This window comes from Shigella flexneri 2a str. 301 (assembly GCF_000006925.2).
GTDB lineage: Bacteria > Pseudomonadota > Gammaproteobacteria > Enterobacterales > Enterobacteriaceae > ECMA0423.
In genome coordinates this window covers 302,574-320,677 of record NC_004337.2, presented here as the reverse complement: position 1 = coordinate 320,677, position 18,104 = coordinate 302,574, and the positions used below count along the sequence as shown (strand labels likewise).

Below are 18,104 nucleotides of genomic sequence, written 5' to 3'. Positions count from 1 at the left end.
ATGTGTGTATTATTTTGAGCTTGAAAAAGGGAGGCGCTCTTTAATAATAAATAAATCTATCAAAGCTAAATATTAAATGGAAGCCACCCTTTTTTCTCTGATAGTTTTATTATCACCAAACCATTTATTTCAGCTATCGAATCTGGATTCGGCCAGGAAGGTAAACTCTTCACAATTGGATAAATCTTCTCTATTTGTTCTTTATTTGCTGGTTTGCAATTACAGATTCCATAGTAATTCATAAATGCAACCATCCTAAAATAGTTGCCACCATCCCACCAAAAAAAAGATTTTCCAAAAGTGTCTGCGCTCATGGAGAGCATATTTCCTGAGTCGTTTGAACCATATATATATATATATTTTCCGTTAAGGGAAATGCCTTTTGTTTGAGATGTGTATGATATTTCTTTAGCTAAAGAGATATCTTTCTGTCTTGCGAGAGTATCATTCAAAAATAGATTTTTGGATGTTGAAACGCCATTAAATATAATAAATAAAAAAAACATGCAGTTTAGGTATTTTATAGAGCGAAAATTGCTTAAGCAAGAAAACAAAATTACTGCTACTATAGGCATTAAAACAAACAGGCGAGGTGGCGCCCCTGAGCCAACAACAACGATAAATATAACCGGAAGTATATAAATGAAAATGATTGATGAAATCAAATAAATTGATCTTGTTTTTAATTTATATGTTAGGGTAAACATCAGAATTAATAAAGGAATCAGTAACCACTTGTATAGGTTTAAACCAGTGGGAGGATTGTTATAGAAGTTATATATATTATCTATGGCTGATTTAACAAGCCATTTAATATCGCTTGCATTTTGTATATAATTTGAGATGTACTCGTTCGATTCAAGCGAAAAATAATGCTTGATAGCTTTGGTTAATAGCAGGTAAATTAAGGTAGATAAAGCTATGAGGGATAGAGATAAACATGAACTATAAAAAGATTCACGAATATTTTTCTCATTTCGTATTATCGAATTTATCTGCAACCCAATGACGAATGCAATAATATATGTTACGAATGTTTGGTAGATTGCCATTGAAAGAATGGACAGTACTATACCAGAAAATATCACAATCCTATTTTTTTGCGAGTGAAAAATAATTGCTGATATCGCTGCCAGTAGAAAAGCAATTCCCACAGTATCAGCTTGGTTAAGAAACTCTAATTGATAGGAGATCTGAGGGAAGGTAATAAATACTAACATACCTATCAATAATTCATAAGATTCTAGCTTTAGCGATCTGCAGATTATAAATGCTGAAATGATGATAAAAGATAAGGCTATTAATGGTGTTATATAAAGTGAAAAAGGCTCAGGGAGAAAGTAATGTCGCAAAAAAGTGTGAAACCACCGCCCAAGCGTGATTGTTTGATAAAAATTATTTGTAAACTCGCCATCAATATTAAGTGTTCCATCGTACAACCACCCCCAATAACAATAAATTGATATTGCAAAACATGATATGAAGGCAAGGAGATTTGCATTTTTTAATAAATTAATTTTAATCATGGGTTACCTCGATGAGATTTTTTTATGATGTATTTGGGTCTATTTTTTACTTCAATATAGATTCTACCTATATATTCTCCGAGAACACCAATCCCGATCAGTTGCACTCCACCCAAGAAAAGTATTGATACAAGCAGGGAGGGATACCCGCGTACTGGGTTACCAAAGACAAGGGTGTCTATAATCATCCATGCACCATATAAAAATGAAATGCTTGCAACAAACAAGCCTATATAAGTCCATACGCGAAGAGGAAAGGTTGAAAAACTTGTGATACCTTCCAGTGCCAGATTCCATAATTTCCAGCCATTAAATTTTGAGATGCCAGCAACACGCTCTGCGCGTACATATTCAACGACATCCGTCTGACCACCCACCCAGCTCAGTATGCCTTTCATGAAAAGATTGCGCTCAGGCAACAGTTTAATGTTCTCCACAACCTCACGAGACATGAGTCGAAAATCTCCGACATTTTCCTCGATCTTTGGGGTGCTTATTTTGTTGTGTAATTTATAGAACCACTCAGCTGTCTTACGTTTCAGTCGTCCATCAGTTGAGCGGTCTGAACGTTTAGCAAGCACCATGTCAGCACCTGCCTGCCACTTTTCAATAAGATGAGGGATAACCTCAATTGGGTCTTGCAGGTCGACATCAATAGGAATTACAGCATCGCCGCTTGCATGGTCTAACCCTGCAAATAAGGCTGGTTCTTTACCAAAGTTGCGTGTAAATGACAGCGGAACAACTAGCGGGTCTGAAACAGCCAGCGCGTTAATAATTGACTCTGTGGCATCTTTACTTCCGTCATTTATGAATACAATTTCTACTTCATATGGCTTCAACTCTTGGAATTCACGTACCGTTTTATAGAAAACAGGTATCGCTTCTTCTTCATTGAAGACAGGAACGACAAGAGATATTTTCATTTCGCATCCCTAAAGACAATGAACTTTGAATAGACGAAACCGCACACCAGACTGATGGCGGAGAAGGTGATAAGAGTGACTATTGGAGGAAGTGAGCATTTATCAGCTGCCCAACCAACAATCACACTCAATATTCCCATAAATCCCACGTATAACATGTAGCGCATCGCTGTAGTCAATGCTTTGAATGTGAATCTTGCATTCGCGAAGAAGCTAAAGCTCACAGCCACTACGAAACCTGTGAAGTTTGCCAGAGCCTGACTGGTATGTGCGGCATAGATACATACACCAAAAACCACCCAGTGTATAAGTGTGTTCAGCACACCTATAGATGTGTACTTTACAAATAACTTTAACATTTATTTAATCAATGAGCTCTGAAAGGCATGAAGTCTATCATCCAAGTCTCAATTGATCGATACTTGCTATGTCTGATGAGACAAAACTGAGACACATAAGGCCTCACAATGGCTTGCAAGGCTTTACATGTTTTGATGTGGTGGGACGTGTGAGCGCAGTGTTGATGGGATAATCCTTTGAATTACAAGCGGATTCTTATAATTCGTAATGCGAAGGTCGTAGGTTCGACTCCTATTATCGGCACCATTTAAATCAATAAGTTACCTCGCATTTAAGTAAACTACGTTCTCCTCTTGTGCCGTATTTGTGCCATTGCGACTTATAATCGCATCGATTTTGCTCGCGTGCTCGGTAAGATGCCCGGCTGAAAGGTGGGCGTATCTTTGAACCATTTCGAGAGTTTCCCATCCTCCCATCTCTTTAAGCGCAAGAAGAGAGACACCGGACTGAACCAGCCAGCTTGCCCAGGTATGCCTCAGGTCATGGAAGCGGAAGTTGCTAATGCCTGCCCGCTTTAACGCTCCCTTCCATGCCTTGTTGCTGTCGGTTCTCATCTTCCTTACCGCTGCTGTTTTTGTTCCGTCGCTTCGGTAGGCAGGTTTGGTGTGGACAAACACCCTGAGGTGTACTGGCAATAGCGGACACTACCATTTGTTCTTTTTTTAAGCAGCCATCTGATGATATTTTTCCCTGAAGGCTGCCGGGGAGATATTCCCCAGACGAGAGTGACGACGCTGACGATTGTAGAAAATCTCAATGTATTCCCGTATTACTGAGATGGCTTCATCCCGGTTATTAAAACGATAGTGGCTCAGGCTCTCATTTTTCAGCGTTCCCCAGAAGCTTTCCATCGGAGCGTTGTCGTAACAGTTACCTTTACGCGACATTGATGTTTTCAGACCAAACTGCTCCTGTATGACCCGGTAATCGTATGCGCAGTACTGTGAACCTCGATCAGAGTGGTGGATTAGCCCGGCAGGTGGGCGCTGGCTCCTGAGCGCCATAAACAGGGCTTTACCTGTCAGCTCTTTTGTCATGCGCTCTCCCATGGCGTAGCCGACAATTTCGCACGTATAAACATCTTTGATGCCAGCGAGGTACAACCATCCCTCCTGTGTGGCAACATACGTCAGGTCCGCCACCCAGACCTGATTTGGTGCTGTAGGAGCGAACGTCTGGTTCAGCAGATTTGGCGCAACTGGCAGATTGTGGTTCGGGTTCGTAGTCGCTCTGAACTTGCGTTTCTGCTTACAGCGTAGCCTCAGCTCCTTACGAAGACGTGCCAGTCGGTCACGACCAACGATGATGCCATTCTCTGCCAGCTCCGTCTGGAGCCGCCGGGTTCCATATGTTTCGCGAGTGCGGATATGTGCCACCTTAATCTCCGGTTTTAGCCGCTCATCACTTTGTTTTCTGTCTGAGGGTTCATGCTGTACCCAGTTGTAATAACCGCTCCTGGATACACCAAATACCTGACACATCGCTTCAATGGGAAATTGTTGTCGCCATTGTTCGATTAACGCGTATTTTTCAGCGACTCCTGTGCAAAATACGCTGTTGCTTTTTTTAATATATCTCGCTCAAGGCGAGCTTCATTTAACGCCTTACGCAGTTGCAGAATTTCAGATTCCAGTTCAGCCAGCGTGCGGGAACCAGGAGTACCGAGCCCTTTTCTGGCGGCGGTAACCCATTGTCCTAAAGTGCCTTCAGGAAGAGATAATCGGGAAGCGCCTTCACTGATCGAAAGTTGATTTTCAAGAACCGTTCTGACAGCTTCGGCTTTGAACTCTTTAGAGTAACGTTGGGTTTTTCTGCTCATTATTAGCTCCTTCTGATGCCATTCTATTTCAGGAAGGAGTGTCCGTTAAACTCAGGCTACCTCAGTCAGAGCCGCATGGGTGAGCTGTTGCTACACCCCGGTATTTCCACCACGGAGGCCAGCATGAACAACAATAACACATTGTACGTCGGGTTAGATGTTCACAAAGAATCGATTACTGTCGCTTATGAACCGCCCCGGGAATCCTGGAGACTAAACTTCCTGAGAAAGAGGTAAACAGGATGACTAAAAATACTCGTTTTTCCCCCGAAGTCCGTCAACGGGCAGTCCGTATGGTTCTGGAAAGTCAGGGCGAATATGACTCACAATGGGCGACAATTTGTTCCATTGCTCCAAAGATTGGCTGTACGCCGGAGACTCTGCGTGTCTGGGGTCGCCAGCATGAGCGGGATACCGGGGGCGGTGATGGAGGGCTCACCACCGCTGAACGTCAGCGTCTGAAAGAGCCGGAGCGTGAAAATCGTGAACTGCGCCGCAGTAACGATATCCTTCGCCAGGCTTCCGCTTATTTTGCGAAGGCGGAGTTCGACCGCCTCTGGAAAAAATGATGCCACTGCTGGATAAGCTGCGTGAGCAGTACGGGGGCGGACCGCTATGCAGCGAACTGCATATTGCCCCGTCAACGTATTACCACTGTCAGCAACAGCGACATCATCCGGATAAATGCAGTGCCCGTGCGCAGCGCGATGACTGGCTGAAGAAAGAGATACAGCGCGTATACGATGAAAATCACAAGGTATACGGTGTAAAGTCTGGCGTCAGTTGTTACGGGAAGGTATCAGAGTGGCCAGATGCACTGTGGCACGTCTCATGGCGGTTATGGGACTTGCCGGTGTTCTCCGGGGTAAAAAGGTCCGTACGACCATCGGCCGGAAAGCCGTTGCCGCAGGCGACCGCGTAAACCGTCAGTTCGTGGCAGAACGACCTGACCAGCTGTGGGTGGCTGATTTTACTTACGTCAGCACATGGCGGGGCTTCGTCTATGTGGCGTTCATCATTGATGTGTTTGCCGGATACATCGTGGGGTGGCGGGTCTCATCGTCCATGGAAACGACATTCGTGCTGGATGCACTGGAGCAGGCGTTATGGGCCCGTCGACCGTCCGGCACGGTCCATCACAGTGATAAAGGTTCTCAGTATGTATCGCTGGCCTACACACAGCGGCTTAAGGAAGCCGGATTACTGGCATCAACAGGAAGTACAGGCGACTCGTATGACAACGCGATGGCGGAGAGCATCAATGGTCTTTACAAAGCGGAGGTAATACACCGTAAGAGCTGGAAAAACTGTGCAGAAGTGGAACTGGCCACACTAACGTGGGTGGACTGGTATAACAATCGACGATTGCCGGAAAGGCTGGGCCACATCCCTCCGGCAGAAGCAGAAAAAGCTTATTATGCTTCCATCGGAAACGATGATCTGTCAGCCTGAGTTCACAGATAAAACACTCTCCAGGAAACCCGGGGCGGTTCAGAAAGTAAATGAAACAGATGCTGAATACCTGGTGCGTAAATTCGATGAGCTTGAAGCTAAATGTGCAGCACAGGAAAACAAAGTAATACCAGTGTCAACTGAACTGCCACCAGCAAATGAAAGTGTTTTGTTATTCGATGCTAACGGAGAAGGCTGGCTAATTGGCTGGCGTTCTCTCTGGTACACCTGGGGACAAAAAGAAACCGGAGAATGGCAGTGGACATTTCAGGTCGGGGACCTTGAAAACGTCAATATCACTCACTGGGCAGTAATGCCAAAAGCACCGGAGGCTGGAGCATAATGACCACTTTTACCGACAAAGAACTGATTAAAGAAATTAAAGAGCGTATCAGCAGCCTTGACGTGCGAGACGATATTGAGCGCCGTGCTTATGAAATCGCACTCCTATCTCTGGAAGTAGAACCAGATGAACGCGAAGCTTATGAATTATTCATGGAAAAGCGTTTTGGTGACTTAGTAGATCGTCGGAGAGCAAAAAACGGCGATAACGAATACATGGCATGGGATATGACTCTCGGTTGGATCGTCTGGCAGCAACGAGCTGGTATCCATTTCTCAACAATGTCACAGCAAGAGGTGAAATAATGGAGCCATACAGCCTCACACTCGATGAGGCCTGTCATTTTCTCAAGATATCCAGACCGACTGCCATTAACTGGATACGCACAGGGCGTCTTCAGGCAACACGCAAAGATCCCACTAAGAATAAATCTCCTTACCTCACAACACGACAAGCCTGCATTGCGGCTCTTCAGTCTCCGCTGCATACTGTCCAGGTGAGCGCGGGTGATGGCATAACAGAGGAAAGAAAATGTCACTCTTCCGCAGAGGTGAAATATGGTACGCCAGTTTCACATTGCCGAACGGTAAAAGATTTAAACAGTCTCTTGGAACAAAGGACAAAAGGCAGGCGACAGAACTCCATGACAAGCTAAAGGCTGAAGCATGGCGGGTCAGCAAACTTGGTGAAATACCTGATATAACGTTCGAGGAAGCGTGTGTCAGGTGGCTTGAAGAGAAAGCACATAAAAAATCACTGGACGATGACAAAAGCCGGATCGGATTCTGGCTTCAACATTTCGCAGGAATACAACTAAGAGACATTACTGAATCAAAAATTTATTCAGCAATGCAGAAAATGACGAACCGGCGTCATGAGGAAAACTGGAAACTCAGGGCAGAATCATGCAGAAAAAAAGGGAAACCTGTTCCAGAATACACGCCAAAACCAGCGTCCGTTGCAACGAAGGCTACGCATCTTTCATTTATAAAGGCCCTACTAAGAGCCGCAGAGCGTGAATGGAAAATGCTGGATAAGGCACCAATTATTAAAGTGCCTCAACCAAAGAATAAACGGATCCGCTGGCTGGAGCCCCATGAAGCACAAAGGCTGATTGATGAATGTCCGGAGCCATTAAAGTCTGTTGTTGAATTTGCACTGGCAACAGGCTTAAGACGCTCGAACATCATCAACCTTGAATGGCAACAAATAAATATGCAGCGCCGGGTGGCATGGATAAACCCGGAAGTGAGGTAGCCTGAGTTTAACGGACACTCCTTCCTGAAATAGAATGGCATCAGAAGGAGCTAATAATGAGCAGAAAAACCCAACGTTACTCTAAAGAGTTCAAAGCCGAAGCTGTCAGAACGGTTCTTGAAAATCAACTTTCGATCAGTGAAGGCGCTTCCCGATTATCCCTTCCTGAAGGCACTTTAGGACAATGGGTTACCGCCGCCAGAAAAGGGCTCGGTACTCCTGGTTCCCGCACGGTGGCTGAACTGGAATCTGAAATTCTGCAACTGCGTAAGGCGTTAAATGAAGCTCGCCTTGAGCGAGATATATTAAAAAAAGCAACAGCGTATTTTGCACAGGAGTCGCTGAAAAATACGCGTTAATCGAACAATGGCGACAACAATTTCCCATTGAAGCGATGTGTCAGGTATTTGGTGTATCCAGGAGCGGTTATTACAACTGGGTACAGCATGAACCCTCAGACAGAAAACAAAGTGATGAGCGGCTAAAACTGGAGATTAAGGTGGCACATATCCGCACTCGCGAAACATATGGAACCCGGCGGCTCCAGACGGAGCTGGCAGAGAATGGCATCATCGTTGGTCGTGACCGACTGGCACGTCTTCGTAAGGAGCTAAGGCTACGCTGTAAGCAGAAACGCAAGTTCAGAGCGACTACGAACCCGAACCACAATCTGCCAGTTGCGCCAAATCTGCTGAACCAGACGTTCGCTCCTACAGCACCAAATCAGGTCTGGGTGGCGGACCTGACGTATGTTGCCACACAGGAGGGATGGTTGTACCTCGCTGGCATCAAAGATGTTTATACGTGCGAAATTGTCGGCTACGCCATGGGAGAGCGCATGACAAAAGAGCTGACAGGTAAAGCCCTGTTTATGGCGCTCAGGAGCCAGCGCCCACCTGCCGGGCTAATCCACCACTCTGATCGAGGTTCACAGTACTGCGCATACGATTACCGGGTCATACAGGAGCAGTCTGGTCTGAAAACATCAATGTCGCGTAAAGGTAACTGTTACGACAACGCTCCGATGGAAAGCTTCTGGGGAACGCTGAAAAATGAGAGCCTGAGCCACTATCGTTTTAATAACCGGGATGAAGCCATCTCAGTAATACGGGAATACATTGAGATTTTCTACAATCGTCAGCGTCGTCACTCTCGTCTGGGGAATATCTCCCCGGCAGCCTTCAGGGAAAAATATCATCAGATGGCTGCTTAAAAAAGAACAAATGGTAGTGTCCGCTATTGCCAGTACACCTCAAAGAGAGTAAATCAAACCGCGCAATTGGCGTTGCGCTGAATGATACTGCATGTCGCGTATTGAAAAAACAAATCGGAAATCATCACCGTTGGGTATTTGTGTACAAGGAAAGCTGTACCAAACCAGACGGAACGAAAGCGCCAACAGTAAGGAAGATGCGGTATGACGCAAACACAGCCTGGAAAGCGGCGCTGAGACGGGCTGGTATTGATGATTTCAGATTTCACGACTTGAGACACACCTGGGCAAGTTGGCTGGTTCAAGCCGGAGTCCCGTTATCAGTGTTACAGGAAATGGGAGGCTGGGAGTCTATCGAAATGGTTCGTCGATATGCTCACCTCGCACCTAATCACCTTACCGAACACGCACGGCAAATAGACTTGATTCTGAACCCATCGGTCCCAAATTTGTCCCAGTCAAGAAATAAGGAAGGTACTAATGATGTGTAACTTATTGATTTAAATGGTGCCGATAATAGGAGTCGAACCTACGACCTTCGCATTACGAATGCGCTGCTCTACCAACTGAGCTATATCGGCCCTGAAAGGACATGTTCACGAACGTGAATCACGGTGGACAAGGTTAAAACTAACCGGGCGATGCGTCAATGGCCTTGTGAATCAAATGGCTACTTTTGCATCACCCGGTTTTATTTACGCACGAATGGTGTAATCACCAATGCCGATCCACTTGTAAGTGGTCAGTGCTTCCAGCCCCATTGGGCCACGCGCGTGGAGTTTTTGTGTGCTTACCGCCACTTCCGCACCCAGACCAAACTGGCCGCCGTCGGTAAAACGCGTAGAGGCGTTAACGTAAACAGCGGACGAATCCACTTCGTTAACAAAACGCTGGGCGTTGCGCATATCGCGGGTCAGGATCGCATCGGAGTGTTGTGTGCCGTGTTCACGAATATGGGCGATGGCATCGTCAAGATCGCTGACGATTTTGACGTTCAAATCTAATGACAGAAACTCATCGTCATACTCTTCGGCTTTAACCGCCACCACCTTCGCAGGGCCTGCCTGCAACTGTGTCAGCGCAGCTGCATCTGCGTGTAATGTCACGCCGCTTTCCGCCATTTGTTTGCTTAATGCGGGCAGGAAGCTATCGGCGATGTTTTTATTCACCAGCAACGTTTCAACCGTATTACATGTGCTCGGACGCTGAGTTTTCGCGTTGACGATCACTTTTAATGCTTCAGCGATCTCTGCACTTTCATCAACGTAAATATGGCATACGCCTATACCACCTGTGATCACCGGGATTGTCGACTGTTCACGGCACAGTTTATGCAAACCAGCGCCACCACGCGGGATCAGCATGTCGATGTATTTATCCATACGCAGCATTTCACTGACCAGCGCACGGTCAGGATTATCAATCGCCTGCACGGCACCCGCCGGTAAGCCACAGGATTTCAGGGCGTCCTGAATCACCGCCACCGTTGCCGCGTTAGTGCGACAGGTTTCTTTACCACCACGCAGGATCACCGCATTACCGGTTTTCAGGCACAGCGAAGCGACATCAACCGTCACGTTCGGGCGCGCTTCATAAATCACGCCAATAACCCCCAGCGGTACGCGACGACGCTCAAGACGCAGGCCGCTGTCCAGTACGCCGCCATCGATTACCTGCCCCACCGGATCGGCGAGGTTGCACACCTGACGTACATCGTCGGCAATGCCTTTCAGCCGTGCGGGCGTCAGTGCCAGACGGTCAAGCATCGCTTCGCTAAGGCCATTGGCTCGCGCGTCAGCAACATCCTGGGCGTTAGCGTTGAGGATGATTTCGCTTTGTGCTTCCAGTTCATCGGCGATTTTTTCCAGCACGCGATTTTTTTCGCGGCTGGAGAGTTGCGCTAATTTATACGAGGCTTGCTTCGCGGCAATGCCCATTTGTTCCAGCATCGGCCAGCTCCTTAACGGGTAATCATGTCATCACGGTGAACGGCAACCGGGCCGTATTCATATCCCAGTATTGCATCAATTTCTTGCGAGTGGTGTCCGGCAATACGGCGTAATGCATCGCTGTTGTAACGACTGACACCGTGGGCGATATCGCGACCTTCGAGGTTGCAAATGCGGATGACTTCACCACGCGAGAAATTGCCAGTCACGCTTTTAATGCCTTTCGGCAACAGGGAGCTGCCGCGTTCCAGAATGGCGGCAGTTGCCCCTTCATCTACCGTGATTTCACCCGCCGGCGGCGCACCGAAAATCCAGCGTTTACGGTTTTCAAGCGGAGTCGCCTGGGCATGGAACAGCGTACCGACGGAAATGCCTTCCATCACATCACCAATAACGCCCGGCTTGCTGCCCGCGGCAATAATGGTGTCGATACCCGCACGGCAAGCCACGTCAGCGGCCTGCAATTTAGTACTCATGCCGCCAGTTCCGAGGCCTGAAACGCTGTCACCGGCAATCGCGCGCAGTGCGTCATCAATGCCGTAAACATCTTTAATCAGTTCTGCCTGCGGATTTCTGCGCGGATCAGCGGTATACAAACCTTTTTGATCGGTCAGCAGCAACAGTTTATCGGCACCCGCCAGAATCGCCGCCAGCGCAGAAAGGTTATCGTTATCGCCGACCTTAATCTCTGCCGTAGCGACAGCATCGTTCTCATTGATTACCGGAACGATATTGTTATCGAGCAACGCACGCAGGGTGTCGCGGGCGTTCAGGAAGCGTTCACGGTCTTCCATATCAGCACGGGTCAGCAGCATTTGCCCGACGTGAATGCCATAAATCGAAAACAGCTGTTCCCACAGTTGAATCAGTCGACTCTGCCCTACCGCCGCCAGCAGTTGTTTCGAGGCGATAGTCGCTGGCAGTTCCGGGTAACCCAGGTGCTCACGTCCGGCGGCGATCGCGCCCGACGTCACAATAACAATCCGATGCCCGGCGGCATGTAACTGCGCGCACTGGCGAACAAGTTCAACGATATGGGCACGGTTCAGACGGCGCGATCCGCCTGTTAGCACACTGGTGCCGAGTTTTACCACCAGCGTCTGGCTGTCACTCATGATTCTCTGCCATTCAATTTTAGGAAAAATGATATCAAACGAACGTTTTAGCAGGACTGTCGTCGGTTGCCAACCATCTGCGAGCAAAGCATGGCGTTTTGTTGCGCGGGATCAGCAAGCGTAGCGGCAGTTGTTTACGCTTTTATTACAGATTTAATAAATTACCACATTTTCAGGTAATGACTCCAACTTACTGATAGTGTTTTATGTTCAGATAATGCCCGATGACCTTGTCATGCAGCTCCACCGATTTTGAGAACGACAGTGACTTCCGTCCCAGCCTTGCCAGATGTTGTCTCAGATTCAGATTATGTCGCTCAATGCGCTGAGTGTAACGCTTGCTGATAACGTGCAGCTTTCCCTTCAGGCGTGATTCATACAGCGGCCAGCCATCCGTCATCCATACCACGACCTCAAAGGCCGACAGCAGGCTCAGAAGACGCTCCAGTGTGGCCAGAGTGCGTTCACCGAAGACGTGCGCCACAACCGTCCTCCGTATCCTGTCATACGCGTAAAACAGCCAGCGCTGACGTGATTTAGCACCGACGTAGCCCCAATGTTCGTCCATTTCAGCGCAGACAATCACATCACTGCCCGGTTGTATGCGCGAGGTTACCGACTGCGGCCTGAGTTTTTTAAGTGACGTAAAACCGTGTTGAGGCCAACGCCCATAATGCGTGCACTGGCGCGACATCCGACGCCATTCATGGCCATATCAATGATTTTCTGGTGCGTACCGGGCTGAGAGACGGTGTAAGTGAACTGTAGTTGCCATGTTTTACGGCAATGAGAGCAGAGATAGCGCTGATGTCCGGCAGTGCTTTTGCCGTTACGCACCACGCCTTCAGTAGCGGAGCAGGAAGGACATCTGATGGAAATGGAAGCCACGCAAGCACCTTAAAATCACCATCATACACTAAATCAGTAAGTTGGCAGCATTACCCATTTTCAGAATATCATTAATCTGTAATATATCTTTAACAATCTCAGGTTAAAAACTTTCCTGTTTTCAACGGGGCTCTCCCGCTGAATATTCGCGCGTTAATTAAAATCAGGAATGAAAATGAAAAAGAGCACTCTGGCATTAGTGGTGATGGGCATTGTGGCATCTGCATCTGTACAGGCTGCAGAAATATATAATAAAGACGGTAATAAACTGGATGTCTATGGCAAAGTTAAAGCCATGCATTATATGAGTGATAACGCCAGTAAAGATGGCGACCAGAGTTATATCCGTTTTGGTTTTAAAGGTGAAACTCAAATTAACGATCAACTGACTGGTTATGGTCGGTGGGAAGCGGAGTTTGCCGGAAATAAAGCGGAGAGTGATACTGCACAGCAAAAAACGCGTCTCGCTTTTGCCGGGTTGAAATATAAAGATTTGGGTTCTTTCGATTATGGTCGTAACCTGGGCGCGTTGTATGACGTGGAAGCCTGGACCGATATGTTCCCGGAATTTGGTGGCGATTCCTCGGCGCAGACCGACAACTTTATGACCAAACGCGCCAGCGGTCTGGCGACGTATCGGAACACCGACTTCTTCGGCGTTATCGATGGCCTGAACTTAACCCTGCAATATCAAGGGAAAAACGAAAACCGCGACGTTAAAAAGCAAAACGGCGATGGCTTCGGCACGTCATTGACATATGACTTTGGCGGCAGCGATTTCGCCATTAGTGGGGCCTATACCAACTCAGATCGCACCAACGAGCAGAACCTGCAAAGCCGTGGCACAGGCAAGCGTGCAGAAGCATGGGCAACAGGTCTGAAATACGATGCCAATAATATTTATCTGGCAACTTTCTATTCTGAAACACGCAAAATGACGCCAATAACTGGCGGCTTTGCCAATAAGACACAGAACTTTGAAGCGGTCGCTCAATACCAGTTTGACTTTGGTCTGCGTCCATCGCTGGGTTATGTCTTATCGAAAGGGAAAGATATTGAGGGCATCGGTGATGAAGATCTGGTCAATTATATCGACGTCGGTGCTACGTATTATTTCAACAAAAATATGTCAGCGTTTGTTGATTATAAAATCAACCAACTGGATAGCGATAATAAGCTGAATATTAATAATGATGATACTGTCGCGGTTGGGATGACGTATCAGTTTTAATGAATATTGCCGGATGTGATGCATCCGGCACATTTCACTCACGCCGTTAACTTCACCGGTTCATCACGAAAATCATTCGCCGGTTCCAGCTTCAGATTCAGCGTCGTCAGCAGTTCACGCAGCTTCTCGTGAAACTCACGCAGGGTGTGCTCCAGTCGTTCAACCACTTCAGTATCTTTTACCGGAACACTCTTCCAGTCGCCTGCTTTATCGAACAGACCAAACTGGTAGCTGTAGGTAAAACGGGATTCCTGCGCTTCCAGCTCCATCCACCAGCCCCAGAATTCACGCACTTCCGGTGCCGGTTTCACGTTGACGCATACAGCCAGACAATCGAAAAAGAATCGATTATCTTCGCACTTACCTTCACGAATATACGGGCCTAGTGCGGTAAATTTTTTGATCAATCTGCTCTTCGGGTGTCCACTCGGTAACGTCATTGCTATCTCCTGTTGTGATGCAACTGTTTTACCAAATTGGCAAAATTTAGCAAATTTTTAACACAAGCGTTTTTCGATCCAGCCGGTGATTTCCTGAAGACCTTTGTCAAAATTCCGATACACCGGGTTAAATGGGATCTCTAATAATTTACCGTCAGCAGATGATGAGGTGATTAAGCGTGAGTCCTCTTCCGGGCTGAACGGATCGTTCTTCCAGTAGCCTGATAACATTGGCGTTGGGCAGCGACGCCCCAGCAATCCTTGCACTTTTAATGAATAGCGATTCAGCTCCACGCGTAACGCTTCGTCGGAAGCATCATGCATCCCCAAACGACTCGCCAGAACGTCAAGATACATTTCCGGCACCTGTTGCTGGCACTTAAAATCACTCAACAGGGTATGAACTACCGGACCAAGACAGGCAACCGCTTTCAGACGCGGCGATTCAAGGTATGCCAGACGCACGGCAACGTTAGCGCCGAAACGGAAACCAAAGGCCGCGACGCGAGTGTGATCCACCCACGGTACGTTAGGCAGCGCCTTTAAGACGTGCTGATGCAACAGGCTGGAGTCCTGGGTGAGCTTCCATTTTGAAGAAAAGCCCACCGACGGCATATCAATAGTCAGCATCGCAATGCCGCGCGGCGCAAAATAACGTTCATACAGGCTGTAATAGTCCGTCTGCATCGCATCCAGACCACCACACATTAATACTGTCGGGAACGGGCCATCGCCTTTCGGCATATGCAAAAAGCCGGTGATGGGCGCACCGCCGGGTACGGTAAACTCCATCTGCCGCATCGTGCCCGGCAGACGCTGGGCGGCCTCTTCATAGGCGCGGTTTGATAAAGCCTGCGCTTGCTCGGCCAGGTCATCTCCTTTCAGATGAGGATAGGCGGCAATGTTGTACAACGTAGCCGCATGCAGCCAGTGTCGACCACTGAGTTGCGGATCTTCTTCCGTACAGGCTTTTTGTTGCCACACCATCGCCTGGGTGGCCCACTCATAAATCCAGTTGCCACCACGGTAGCCAATCACGGTATCGTATAAATCATCGTCGGTACGTTCAGCATCGCTCATCACAATACGTGCCTGGACGTCGAGGATTTCACGTGGGTCAATACCGCGCCAGATCCACATCAGACGGTTAATCATGCGATACCAGTGAGGGATGGTTTTACCATCAAGAGCCGACTGCACAGGCGGTTGTGCGCCGTGATTAAAGCGGCGGACTAGCGTCGAGGTTTCAGGATGTTTAAAGCGGGGTTTGAACAGGGTTTCGCTCAGGTTTGCCTGTGTCATGGATGCAGCCTCCAGAATACTTACTGGAAACTATTGTAACCTGCCTGAAGTTAAAAAGAACAACGCCCGGCAATGCCAGGCGTTGAAAAGATTAGCGACCGGAGATTGGCGGGACGAATACGACGCCCATATCCCACGGCTGTTCGATCCAGGTATCTTGCGGGATATCAACAACATAGTCATCAACCAGCGGACGACCAGCCGGTTTTGCGAAGATGGTGACAAAGTGCGCTTTTGGATACATTTCACGAATCGCAACAGCAGTACCACCGGTATCCACCAGGTCATCAATAACGATGAAGCCTTCGCCATCGCCTTCTGCGCGTTTCAGCACTTTAAGCTCGCGCTGGTTGTCGTGATCGTAGCTGGAAATACAAACGGTATCGACATGACGAATACCCAGTTCACGCGCCAGTAACGCCCCCGGTACCAGACCGCCACGGCTTACGGCAATAATGCCTTTCCATTGTTCAGAAGGCATCAGTCGGCTTGCGAGTTTACGTGCATGGATCTGCAACATGTCCCAGGTGACGATGTATTTTTCGCTCATGTGAAGTGTCCCAGCCTGTTTATCTACGGCTTAAAAAGTGTTCGAGGGGAAAATAGGTTGCGCGAGATTATAGAGATCTGGCGCACTAAAAACCAGTATTTCACATGAGTCCGCGTCTTTTTACGCACTGCCTCTCCCTGACGCGGGATAAAGTGGTATTCTCAATACATATCTCGCAAGCCTGTCTTGTGTTGACAACATTTTCTGCTAACCCTGTGACCTGCAATACTGTTTTGCGGGTGATCGACAAGGAGACTTAACGTGTCTGAACTGTCTCAATTATCTCCACAGCCGCTGTGGGATATTTTTGCCAAAATCTGTTCTATTCCTCACCCGTCCTATCATGAAGAGCAACTCGCTGAATACATTGTTGGTTGGGCAAAAGAGAAAGGTTTCCATGTCGAACGCGATCAGGTAGGTAATATCCTGATTCGTCAACCTGCTACCGCAGGTATGGAAAATCGTAAACCGGTCGTCTTACAGGCCCACCTCGATATGGTGCCGCAGAAAAATAACGACACCGTGCATGACTTCACGAAAGATCCTATCCAGCCTTATATTGATGGCGAATGGGTTAAAGCGCGCGGCACCACGCTGGGTGCGGATAACGGCATTGGTATGGCCTCTGCACTGGCGGTTCTGGCTGACGAAAACGTGGTTCACGGCCCGCTGGAAGTGCTGCTGACCATGACCGAAGAAGCCGGTATGGACGGTGCGTTCGGCTTACAGAGCAACTGGTTGCAGGCTGATATTCTGATTAACACCGACTCCGAAGAAGAAGGTGAAATCTACATGGGTTGTGCGGGGGGTATCGACTTCACCTCCAACCTGCATTTAGATCGTGAAGCGGTTCCAGCTGGTTTTGAAACCTTCAAGTTAACCTTAAAAGGTCTGAAAGGCGGTCACTCCGGCGGTGAAATCCACGTTGGCCTGGGTAATGCCAACAAACTGCTGGTGCGCTTCCTGGCGGGTCATGCAGAAGAACTGGACCTGCGCCTTATCGATTTCAACGGCGGCACACTGCGTAACGCCATCCCGCGTGAAGCCTTTGCGACCATTGCTGTCGCAGCTGATAAAGTCGACGCACTGAAATCTCTGGTGAATACCTATCAGGAGATCCTGAAAAACGAGCTGGCAGAGAAAGAGAAAAATCTGGCCTTGTTGCTGGACTCTGTAGCGAACGATAAAGCTGCCCTGATTGCGAAATCTCGCGATACCTTTATTCGTCTGCTGAACGCCACCCCGAACGGTGTGATCCGCAATTCCGACGTGGCAAAAGGTGTGGTCGAAACCTCCCTGAACGTCGGTGTGGTGACCATGACTGACAATAACGTAGAAATTCACTGCCTGATCCGTTCACTAATCGACAGCGGTAAAGACTACGTGGTGAGCATGCTGGATTCGCTGGGTAAACTGGCTGGCGCGAAAACCGAAGCGAAAGGCGCATATCCTGGCTGGCAGCCGGACGCTAATTCTCCGGTGATGCATCTGGTACGTGAAACCTATCAGCGCCTGTTCAACAAGACGCCGAACATCCAGATTATCCACGCGGGCCTGGAATGTGGTCTGTTCAAAAAACCGTATCCGGAAATGGACATGGTTTCTATCGGGCCAACTATCACCGGTCCACACTCTCCGGATGAGCAAGTTCACATCGAAAGCGTAGGTCATTACTGGACACTGCTGACTGAACTGCTGAAAGAAATTCCGGCGAAGTAATTATTTGATTTGCT

General features: G+C 48.1%; 21 protein-coding genes, 1 tRNA gene, 1 pseudogene and 4 other annotated features. Of the genes and pseudogenes, 10 read left to right on the top strand and 13 right to left on the bottom strand.

Going from position 1 to position 18,104, the window contains the following annotated elements; genetic code table 11:
* Positions 1-65: 65 nt before the first annotated feature.
* From gtrII to SF0302, 5 genes are all read right to left on the bottom strand, one after another.
* The gene (gene gtrII / locus SF0307) at positions 66-1,526 is read right to left on the bottom strand and encodes a glucosyl transferase II (RefSeq protein NP_706259.1); all 1,461 of its coding nucleotides are present in this window, start codon (positions 1,524-1,526) and stop codon (positions 66-68) included.
* Complete coding sequence (gene gtrBI / locus SF0306; protein ID NP_706258.1) at positions 1,523-2,452, bottom strand: bactoprenol glucosyl transferase; 930 nt, start codon at positions 2,450-2,452, stop codon at positions 1,523-1,525. Before gtrBI ends, gtrII begins: the two co-directional genes overlap by 4 nt.
* Positions 2,449-2,811, bottom strand: a complete 363-nt coding sequence (gtrAI, locus tag SF0305; RefSeq protein NP_706257.1) for a flippase — start codon at positions 2,809-2,811, stop codon at positions 2,449-2,451. The genes gtrBI and gtrAI overlap by 4 nt, the downstream gene beginning before the upstream one ends.
* Positions 2,812-3,431: 620 nt before the next feature.
* Positions 3,432-4,695, bottom strand: a mobile genetic element.
* The gene (locus tag SF0303) at positions 3,475-4,293 is read right to left on the bottom strand and encodes an insertion sequence element IS600 protein (RefSeq protein NP_706255.1); all 819 of its coding nucleotides are present in this window, start codon (positions 4,291-4,293) and stop codon (positions 3,475-3,477) included. Its footprint overlaps the feature before it by 819 nt.
* On the bottom strand, positions 4,329-4,631 hold the full coding sequence (locus SF0302) for an insertion sequence element IS600 transposase (protein NP_706254.1): 303 nt from the start codon (positions 4,629-4,631) through the stop codon (positions 4,329-4,331). It lies within the feature at positions 3,432-4,695.
* 124 nt (positions 4,696-4,819) lie before the next feature.
* Positions 4,820-6,125: a mobile genetic element, on the top strand.
* On the opposite strand from SF0302, the gene SF0301 reads away from it, so the two are divergent.
* The 8 genes and pseudogenes from SF0301 (at position 4,874) to SF0294 (ending at position 9,387) form a co-directional block, all read left to right on the top strand.
* Positions 4,874-5,200, top strand: coding sequence for an insertion sequence element IS629 protein (locus SF0301; RefSeq protein ID NP_706253.1), 327 nt, complete (start codon positions 4,874-4,876; stop codon positions 5,198-5,200). (Overlaps the previous feature by 327 nt.)
* A pseudogene (locus SF0300) lies at positions 5,200-6,083 on the top strand. It lies within the feature at positions 4,820-6,125. The gene SF0301 and the pseudogene SF0300 overlap by 1 nt, the downstream one beginning before the upstream one ends.
* Entirely contained in the window at positions 6,049-6,426 is a 378-nt protein-coding gene (locus tag SF0299; RefSeq protein NP_706251.1) for a bacteriophage protein, read from the top strand. Before SF0300 ends, SF0299 begins: the two are co-directional and overlap by 35 nt.
* On the top strand, positions 6,426-6,731 hold the full coding sequence (gene yfdT / locus SF0298; protein ID NP_706250.1) for a hypothetical protein: 306 nt from the start codon (positions 6,426-6,428) through the stop codon (positions 6,729-6,731). The genes SF0299 and yfdT overlap by 1 nt, the downstream gene beginning before the upstream one ends.
* A gap of 226 nt (positions 6,732-6,957) precedes the next feature.
* Positions 6,958-7,683 (top strand): phage integrase, encoded by a 726-nt coding sequence (locus SF0297; protein NP_706249.1) that lies wholly within the window; start codon positions 6,958-6,960, stop codon positions 7,681-7,683.
* Positions 7,676-8,938: a mobile genetic element, on the top strand. Its footprint overlaps the gene before it by 8 nt.
* Entirely contained in the window at positions 7,740-8,042 is a 303-nt protein-coding gene (locus SF0296; protein ID NP_706248.1) for an insertion sequence element IS600 transposase, read from the top strand. (Overlaps the previous feature by 303 nt.)
* Positions 8,078-8,896, top strand: a complete 819-nt coding sequence (locus tag SF0295; protein NP_706247.1) for an insertion sequence element IS600 protein — start codon at positions 8,078-8,080, stop codon at positions 8,894-8,896. It lies within the feature at positions 7,676-8,938.
* Positions 8,923-9,387 (top strand): phage integrase, encoded by a 465-nt coding sequence (locus tag SF0294; RefSeq protein NP_706246.1) that lies wholly within the window; start codon positions 8,923-8,925, stop codon positions 9,385-9,387.
* 14 nt (positions 9,388-9,401) lie before the next feature.
* On the opposite strand, the gene SF4443 is transcribed toward SF0294, so the two are convergent.
* The 5 genes from SF4443 to insA form a co-directional block, all read right to left on the bottom strand.
* A tRNA-Thr gene (locus SF4443) sits at positions 9,402-9,477 on the bottom strand.
* A gap of 114 nt (positions 9,478-9,591) precedes the next feature.
* The gene (proA, locus tag SF0293; protein NP_706245.1) at positions 9,592-10,845 is read right to left on the bottom strand and encodes a gamma-glutamyl phosphate reductase; all 1,254 of its coding nucleotides are present in this window, start codon (positions 10,843-10,845) and stop codon (positions 9,592-9,594) included.
* 11 nt (positions 10,846-10,856) lie between these two features.
* Positions 10,857-11,960 (bottom strand): gamma-glutamyl kinase, encoded by a 1,104-nt coding sequence (proB, locus tag SF0292; protein NP_706244.2) that lies wholly within the window; start codon positions 11,958-11,960, stop codon positions 10,857-10,859.
* 175 nt (positions 11,961-12,135) lie between these two features.
* Positions 12,136-12,903 (bottom strand) — a mobile genetic element.
* Positions 12,151-12,546: an insertion element IS1 protein InsB gene (insB, locus tag SF0291; protein NP_706243.1), complete on the bottom strand. Its 396-nt coding sequence runs from the start codon at positions 12,544-12,546 to the stop codon at positions 12,151-12,153. It overlaps the preceding feature by 396 nt.
* Entirely contained in the window at positions 12,573-12,848 is a 276-nt protein-coding gene (gene insA / locus SF0290; RefSeq protein NP_706242.1) for an insertion element IS1 protein InsA, read from the bottom strand. (Lies within the feature at positions 12,136-12,903.)
* A gap of 120 nt (positions 12,904-13,023) precedes the next feature.
* Here insA and phoE point away from each other — a divergent pair.
* Entirely contained in the window at positions 13,024-14,079 is a 1,056-nt protein-coding gene (gene phoE / locus SF0289; RefSeq protein ID NP_706241.2) for an outer membrane phosphoporin protein E, read from the top strand.
* Positions 14,080-14,117: 38 nt separating this feature from the next.
* Here the strand turns inward: phoE and crl are convergent, their stop codons facing one another.
* The 3 genes from crl to gpt form a co-directional block, all read right to left on the bottom strand.
* Positions 14,118-14,519 carry a DNA-binding transcriptional regulator Crl gene (crl, locus tag SF0288; protein ID NP_706240.1) on the bottom strand — a complete coding sequence of 134 codons (402 nt, stop codon included), beginning with the start codon at positions 14,517-14,519 and terminating at the stop codon, positions 14,118-14,120.
* A 57-nt stretch (positions 14,520-14,576) separates the two neighbouring features.
* On the bottom strand, positions 14,577-15,821 hold the full coding sequence (frsA, locus tag SF0287; RefSeq protein ID NP_706239.1) for a fermentation/respiration switch protein: 1,245 nt from the start codon (positions 15,819-15,821) through the stop codon (positions 14,577-14,579).
* 91 nt (positions 15,822-15,912) lie between these two features.
* Positions 15,913-16,371 (bottom strand): xanthine-guanine phosphoribosyltransferase, encoded by a 459-nt coding sequence (gene gpt / locus SF0286; protein ID NP_706238.1) that lies wholly within the window; start codon positions 16,369-16,371, stop codon positions 15,913-15,915.
* A 261-nt stretch (positions 16,372-16,632) separates the two neighbouring features.
* Here gpt and pepD point away from each other — a divergent pair, with 261 nt between their 5' ends.
* A complete protein-coding gene (gene pepD / locus SF0285; protein NP_706237.1) occupies positions 16,633-18,090 on the top strand; it encodes an aminoacyl-histidine dipeptidase in 1,458 nt (485 codons plus the stop codon).
* The last annotated feature ends 14 nt before the right edge of the window (positions 18,091-18,104 follow it).

Excerpts from the sequence above, each read along its gene's own strand:
- gtrII (NP_706259.1), bottom strand. The coding sequence starts at position 1,526 with ATGATTAAAATTAATTTATTAAAAAATGCAAATCTCCTTGCCTTCATA.
- gtrBI (NP_706258.1), bottom strand. The coding sequence starts at position 2,452 with ATGAAAATATCTCTTGTCGTTCCTGTCTTCAATGAAGAAGAAGCGATA.
- gtrAI (NP_706257.1), bottom strand. The coding sequence starts at position 2,811 with ATGTTAAAGTTATTTGTAAAGTACACATCTATAGGTGTGCTGAACACA.
- SF0303 (NP_706255.1), bottom strand. The coding sequence starts at position 4,293 with ATGTGTCAGGTATTTGGTGTATCCAGGAGCGGTTATTACAACTGGGTA.
- SF0302 (NP_706254.1), bottom strand. The coding sequence starts at position 4,631 with ATGAGCAGAAAAACCCAACGTTACTCTAAAGAGTTCAAAGCCGAAGCT.
- SF0301 (NP_706253.1), top strand. The coding sequence starts at position 4,874 with ATGACTAAAAATACTCGTTTTTCCCCCGAAGTCCGTCAACGGGCAGTC.
- SF0299 (NP_706251.1), top strand. The coding sequence starts at position 6,049 with ATGCTTCCATCGGAAACGATGATCTGTCAGCCTGAGTTCACAGATAAA.
- yfdT (NP_706250.1), top strand. The coding sequence starts at position 6,426 with ATGACCACTTTTACCGACAAAGAACTGATTAAAGAAATTAAAGAGCGT.
- SF0297 (NP_706249.1), top strand. The coding sequence starts at position 6,958 with ATGTCACTCTTCCGCAGAGGTGAAATATGGTACGCCAGTTTCACATTG.
- SF0296 (NP_706248.1), top strand. The coding sequence starts at position 7,740 with ATGAGCAGAAAAACCCAACGTTACTCTAAAGAGTTCAAAGCCGAAGCT.
- SF0295 (NP_706247.1), top strand. The coding sequence starts at position 8,078 with ATGTGTCAGGTATTTGGTGTATCCAGGAGCGGTTATTACAACTGGGTA.
- proA (NP_706245.1), bottom strand. The coding sequence starts at position 10,845 with ATGCTGGAACAAATGGGCATTGCCGCGAAGCAAGCCTCGTATAAATTA.
- proB (NP_706244.2), bottom strand. The coding sequence starts at position 11,960 with ATGAGTGACAGCCAGACGCTGGTGGTAAAACTCGGCACCAGTGTGCTA.
- phoE (NP_706241.2), top strand. The coding sequence starts at position 13,024 with ATGAAAAAGAGCACTCTGGCATTAGTGGTGATGGGCATTGTGGCATCT.
- crl (NP_706240.1), bottom strand. The coding sequence starts at position 14,519 with ATGACGTTACCGAGTGGACACCCGAAGAGCAGATTGATCAAAAAATTT.
- frsA (NP_706239.1), bottom strand. The coding sequence starts at position 15,821 with ATGACACAGGCAAACCTGAGCGAAACCCTGTTCAAACCCCGCTTTAAA.
- gpt (NP_706238.1), bottom strand. The coding sequence starts at position 16,371 with ATGAGCGAAAAATACATCGTCACCTGGGACATGTTGCAGATCCATGCA.